A 5,378-nucleotide genomic window follows, 5' to 3' on the forward strand; every position below is an offset into this window, starting at 1 on the left:
CCTTAACGGAATAACCACGTTCGGTGATTTGTTTGATTGCTTCAGCTTTGAATTCTGGTGTAAAACGTTGCTTGGACATGGTGCCCTCCTAAAGTTGTATTCTAACCTAAGGAGTGTCTACTGTTTTAGGGGAAGTCCACACCTATGGCTGCTGGGTTAACTAAAATTTTTGTGACGTAAGACTCTCTCCACACCCGATTGGCTTTATCTTTACGTTTGTGGTCAAACTCAGGCCATGGTTCAACATTTTTGTTTAGCCATGCTGTAATCGATGTCGCGCCTTCGCCATTGATATACTTATCAAATATTGCTTCAAGCACTTCTTTTCGGTCAGGAATTATTTCAAAGCCGACAATTCTAGGTTTACTACCGGATGTGTCGTAATTTTTCCTTATCCAGTTCGGCAATTTCCCAACTGCGACAATCTCACCTTTCGCTATTTTATTGGCATAACTTGTTAATGTACGATCGGATCTTGATTTTGACTCTTTATTGGCAGCCTCTGCTTTTGCCAACATTGATACAAAGCCACCGAAATCCACTAACTTTTCACTAGTGATTGTTTCGTTACTGGTGCTGAAGTGTATGTTAACCCCTGTATCCAGTAATTCCTTCATACGGTTTGCAGAGTCTAAAAAGTTGGTTCGACTAAAGCGAGTTTGGTCGAACATTACAATCATAGAACCTTTAGGATAAGTACCAGCTTTAGCATTCTCGATAATAGATGTAAGGTTATTGCCTTTGAATGCAGAACCTATCTCCACAATATCGTCGAGCCGCTTATAGCGTTCAAGCTTTTGAAGCCTTTCTATCGCCTGATTGTTGGCATACTGTTGGTTCTCTAAACCAGCCCCGTCCGTTGACTGTTCTGTCGTCGAAACCCTACAATACGACAATATAATCTTATCCATAATTAGAAGGTTTTCCCGTGGCTTTGCCTAATAAATATATTTACTCTATGCATAGAGTATCAAAAGTAATCTCTGCTTCCAAACGCACGATATTAAAAGACATTTCTTTATCTTTCTTTCCCGGCGCCAAAATCGGTGTGCTGGGTCTAAATGGTGCCGGTAAATCTACGCTGCTGCGCATTATGGCCGGCGTTGATACTGAGTTTGAAGGTGAAGCACGCCCGTTGGCTGGTACTAAAATCGGTTACCTGCCACAGGAACCGGTGCTGGATGCCAATAAAACAGTACGGGAAATTGTCGAAGAAGCCGTCAGTGACGTAAAAAATGCGCTGACGCGACTGGACGAAGTTTATGCCGCCTATGCCGACGAAAATGCTGATTTCGACGCTCTGGCCCGTGAACAGGGTGAGCTTGAAGCATTAATTCAGGCAAAAGAAGGCCACAACCTGGATAATACGCTGGAGCGTGCAGCTGATGCATTACGCTTACCGCCCTGGGATGCCAAGATTGAACACCTGTCAGGTGGTGAACGCCGCCGTGTCGCTATCTGCCGCTTGCTGCTTGAACGGCCAGATATGCTGTTACTGGATGAACCAACCAACCACCTGGATGCTGAATCAGTTGCCTGGTTAGAGCGTTTCCTGCACGACTACCCGGGCACAGTTGTGGCGATTACCCACGACCGGTATTTCCTTGATAACGTCGCCGGCTGGATCCTGGAACTGGACCGTGGTTACGGTATTCCCTGGGAAGGCAACTACTCCAGTTGGCTGGAGCAAAAAGATGCCCGTCTGCAACAGGAAGAAAAAGCAGAGAATGCCCGCCAGCGCTCAATCAAGCAGGAGCTTGAGTGGGTGCGTACAAACCCGAAAGGCCGCCATGCCAAGAGTAAGGCACGTATGGCCAGGTTTGAAGAGCTGCAAAGCCAGGAATTTCAAAAGCGTAATGAAACCAACGAGCTGTTTATTCCACCAGGGCCACGCCTTGGCGACAAAGTTCTGGAAGTTAATCACTTACGCAAATCGTTCGGTGATCGCCTGCTGATTGAAGATCTAAGCTTCAGTATTCCTAAGGGGGCAATTGTGGGCATTATCGGCCCTAACGGTGCCGGTAAATCAACGCTGTTCAAAATGATCAGTGGTACAGAAAAACCAGACTCAGGTGACATCAGCGTCGGTGAAACAGTGCAACTGGCCAGTGTTGACCAGTTCCGTGACAATATGAACCCGAAAAATACCGTCTGGCAGGAGATTTCTAACGGCCAGGACATGCTGCAAATCGGTAACTTCCAAATCCCAAGCCGGGCTTATGTTGGCCGCTTTAACTTCAAAGGCAATGACCAACAGAAGTTTATCGGTGAGCTGTCAGGCGGTGAACGCAACCGCGTGCATTTAGCTGCGCTGCTAAAAGCTGGCGGCAATATGCTGTTACTGGACGAACCGACCAACGATCTGGACGTTGAAACCCTGCGCGCGCTGGAAAATGCGCTATTAGATTTCCCCGGCTGCGCTATGGTGATCTCGCATGACCGCTGGTTCCTCGACCGTATCGCAACCCATATTCTGGATTATCGTGATGAAGGCAAGGTTAACTTCTTTGAGGGTAACTATTCTGACTACGAAGCCTGGCTTAAAGCGACTTACGGTGCAGATGCACTGGAACCACACCGGATTAAGTACAAGAAAATCTGATGCCAAAACGCCCGTTTCGACGGGCGTTTTCTTTTGTGTTGGCAGTTATTGATAAGATGAGGACATCACCTGCTGATAGCGCACTGTTTGCGCTACCTTACTATGCGCCGCCTGTAATTGCTTTACCAGCAGCTCTGGCGTAGCAATACTGGCCGCCAGCCATGTTTGTTGTTCCAGCTCTGGAATTGCATAAATAAAATTCACATCACGCCGGCGCAGCCCCAACGTTGCAACCATGCCATTCAGTGCTACCGGATCATCTATCACTAAATCGACTTTGCCGTTCAGCAGTAACTGCCAGGACTCAGCAATATCGGCAACCTGCACCAGTTGCTCATCTGGCACGAAACCATTATTTATCAAAAAATTAGCTGATAAATCATCTCTTTGCACCGCTACCGTATATTGCTTGGCATCCGCAACAGAGCTGATTTTGATATCACTACGGTGGCTCAGGCTAACAAAGCCCAGCTGATAAGCAGCTACTGTACCTATCCATCGAAATTCCTGCTCGCGCTCTGCAGTACGGGCCATATTATAAATCAGTATATTTGGCCGGCTGCGGGCGATACGAAATGCCCGGGCCCAGGGGTACAACTCTATCTGGGCACTGACACCCGCTTCAGCCAATACAGCCCGGACCAGTTCAGTGCTTATTCCCGATACCTCACCGTTAACCAGGGTTTGATGTGGTGGCGACAACTCAGTGACAACACGCAATGGTTCCTGCGCCCACGCACTGCTGCAGAAAAAACATCCGACTAATAACAAAGTTCTTAGCATAAGGCCCCGTTACTACCTGCTACTGTGCTGAATGATAGCGCAGTTTTACTTCCCACCATCGATTCTGTGGCAAGAATAATTTCACTAATTATTAGTCAAATTCGTTATTTTGCTCATTAAAATAAGCAACACCATCAATCACGGCATCAATCAAAAATATGAAAAACCCATTAAAAACAGTAATTTAAAATAATATTAAAAGTGGCACAGCCCTTGTAATAGTAAAAGCGTTGTTATCACTAACTTAATACCAAGGACTTAAAAAATGAAAACTGTAACTGCACTTATCCTGACGACTGTTATTGCAACCGGCTTTACTGCTTCAGCCAGTGCCAATAGCATCACTGACACCATCAGTGACGCCGTTAGCACACAATTGACCGAGTTAAGCGCCAACATTAAGCAACAAGCTAAAACGGCGTTAGAGCAAACTGCTGCTGAGCTGTTTTTCTCGACCGGCAGCAAACAGGCTGAACAGTCAATTACACCGGCAGTTAAGACAACTGACAGCAACAAAGAGTAACAGAGGTCTTATGTGGTTATTCGGCAAGCGCTTACGCCAGCTGCAGTACGTAAGCGCATTCTGCTTATTGCTCTGACCACACCGCCAGTTCATTACCATTGGGGTCTGTAAAGTGAAAACGCCGCCCACCCGGAAATGAAAATACCGGCTTAACCACTTTGCCACCAGCCGTCACTATCTTCTTTTCAGTCTGAGTAAGATCTTTGCTGTAAAGCACCACCAGTGCAGCGCCGCCAGCAACGGTAGAATGTGTTTTGGCGCGATAAAAGCCACCATCCAGCCCTGAGTTCGCAAACGCAACATAGTCCGGTCCGTAGTCTGCAAACACCCAGCCAAACACTTGGCTGTAAAACTGCTTAGTCGCGGCCAGATCAGCTGCAGGAAGCTCAACATAATTTATCTTTTCATGCCCACTCATTATTTCAGCTCCCGTAGCGGTTAACATTAACTACTGTAAAACAAGCGTCTGACAGGAACAAGCGGCAGAAAAAAGAAAAGCCACGCGCATTGAAGCGCGTGGCTTTTAGCTGAAACGCAGAAACGATTTACTTAGTAAGCGCCATTGCACTCATATTCAGTGCCTGGCCCATTTTCGCCAACAAAAGATTCACTTTGCGCGCCAGTAACACCCGGGCAAGAGCATTGCTGCGTTTCGCGGTAACGTGGTGTTTCTCTGCTGCAGTATTTAATGTTGTCATGCTTCACCTCTGTAACTAACTGTGCTGATATGTTGCACATTATGCCGATTTTTTGCACAACCCACGAGCGAGATTAATTACAACACAAGCATTAGTTTTTCTTATCAATAAATCGCTATTCATTCATTTAACATTCACTGCGCTGTCATAGTAACCAGCATGACCCAGATAGAAAAACTCTCTAATTATGCAGCTAAAATAAGATTTTATTCACAATACGTAAGAAATAAACATAAAAATCGAGCTATTTACAGCTCGGTCAAGCTAACAAGCCATGAAGATTTTTGGTTAGTTATTCTAATTAAAACACCTTATAACGACGCATAGTTATACAAAGGTTGAACATTGGTAATGCCTGGGCTGGCTACTGTGTGTTAACGTACCGGTATGCTCAGTTAGCCAAGTTGTGCCATGCATTATCCCGTTAGCTTTCCCGTTGCCCAATTACAATTAGCGGCATTAAGTCTGCAGCCTTTGCCGCTGACTGTTAAACCAATATTGTGCCTGCATGGCTGGCTGGATAATGCAGCAAGCTTTATCCCTCTGGCGGCAAAGTTACCGGACCTGCCAATATTGGCACTGGAGTTTCCCGGTCATGGTCATTCTTCGCACCGTGGCGCGGATGCATACTATTATTTTTTTGACTGGGTACAGGACTTGGTTGCATTGTGCCGTCAGCAAAACTGGCAACAACTCACCATTGTCGGCCATTCGATGGGCGGAATGGTGGCAACAGCACTTGCTGCGGCCTTTCCTGAGCTGGTTGAACGCT

At 46.4% G+C, this 5,378-nt stretch carries 8 protein-coding genes; 3 read left to right on the plus strand and 5 right to left on the minus strand.

Annotation, left to right across the window (positions count from 1 at the left end; genetic code table 11):
- Together VIN66_RS18820 and VIN66_RS02770 are read right to left on the minus strand one after the other, a co-directional pair.
- On the minus strand, window positions 1-79 hold a 79-nt coding region (locus VIN66_RS18820; RefSeq protein ID WP_414709855.1), incomplete at its 3' end, for a transposase.
- A gap of 46 nt (window positions 80-125) precedes the next feature.
- Window positions 126-911 carry a recombinase family protein gene (locus tag VIN66_RS02770; RefSeq protein WP_331922567.1) on the minus strand — a complete coding sequence of 262 codons (786 nt, stop codon included), beginning with the start codon at window positions 909-911 and terminating at the stop codon, window positions 126-128.
- 23 nt (window positions 912-934) lie between these two features.
- Here VIN66_RS02770 and ettA point away from each other — a divergent pair, with 23 nt between their 5' ends.
- Complete coding sequence (gene ettA, locus VIN66_RS02775) at window positions 935-2,602, plus strand: energy-dependent translational throttle protein EttA (protein WP_331922573.1); 1,668 nt, start codon at window positions 935-937, stop codon at window positions 2,600-2,602.
- A 45-nt stretch (window positions 2,603-2,647) separates the two neighbouring features.
- Here ettA and VIN66_RS02780 read toward each other — a convergent pair whose 3' ends face one another.
- Window positions 2,648-3,322 carry a substrate-binding periplasmic protein gene (locus VIN66_RS02780; RefSeq protein WP_331922568.1) on the minus strand — a complete coding sequence of 225 codons (675 nt, stop codon included), beginning with the start codon at window positions 3,320-3,322 and terminating at the stop codon, window positions 2,648-2,650.
- Window positions 3,323-3,650: 328 nt separating this feature from the next.
- Between VIN66_RS02780 and VIN66_RS02785 the strand changes: the two genes are divergently transcribed.
- Window positions 3,651-3,908 (plus strand): hypothetical protein, encoded by a 258-nt coding sequence (locus VIN66_RS02785; RefSeq protein ID WP_331922569.1) that lies wholly within the window; start codon window positions 3,651-3,653, stop codon window positions 3,906-3,908.
- A 64-nt stretch (window positions 3,909-3,972) separates the two neighbouring features.
- Here the strand turns inward: VIN66_RS02785 and VIN66_RS02790 are convergent, their stop codons facing one another.
- Both VIN66_RS02790 and VIN66_RS02795 read right to left on the minus strand, forming a co-directional pair.
- Window positions 3,973-4,326 (minus strand): VOC family protein, encoded by a 354-nt coding sequence (locus VIN66_RS02790; protein WP_331922570.1) that lies wholly within the window; start codon window positions 4,324-4,326, stop codon window positions 3,973-3,975.
- A gap of 127 nt (window positions 4,327-4,453) precedes the next feature.
- Window positions 4,454-4,606 carry a hypothetical protein gene (locus tag VIN66_RS02795; RefSeq protein ID WP_331922571.1) on the minus strand — a complete coding sequence of 51 codons (153 nt, stop codon included), beginning with the start codon at window positions 4,604-4,606 and terminating at the stop codon, window positions 4,454-4,456.
- Window positions 4,607-5,017: 411 nt separating this feature from the next.
- Here VIN66_RS02795 and VIN66_RS02800 point away from each other — a divergent pair.
- Window positions 5,018-5,378 (plus strand): alpha/beta fold hydrolase (locus VIN66_RS02800; RefSeq protein ID WP_331922572.1); only part of this gene is annotated, 361 nt, incomplete at its 3' end.

The organism is Rheinheimera sp. (assembly GCF_036568245.1).
Classification (GTDB): domain Bacteria; phylum Pseudomonadota; class Gammaproteobacteria; order Enterobacterales; family Alteromonadaceae; genus Alishewanella.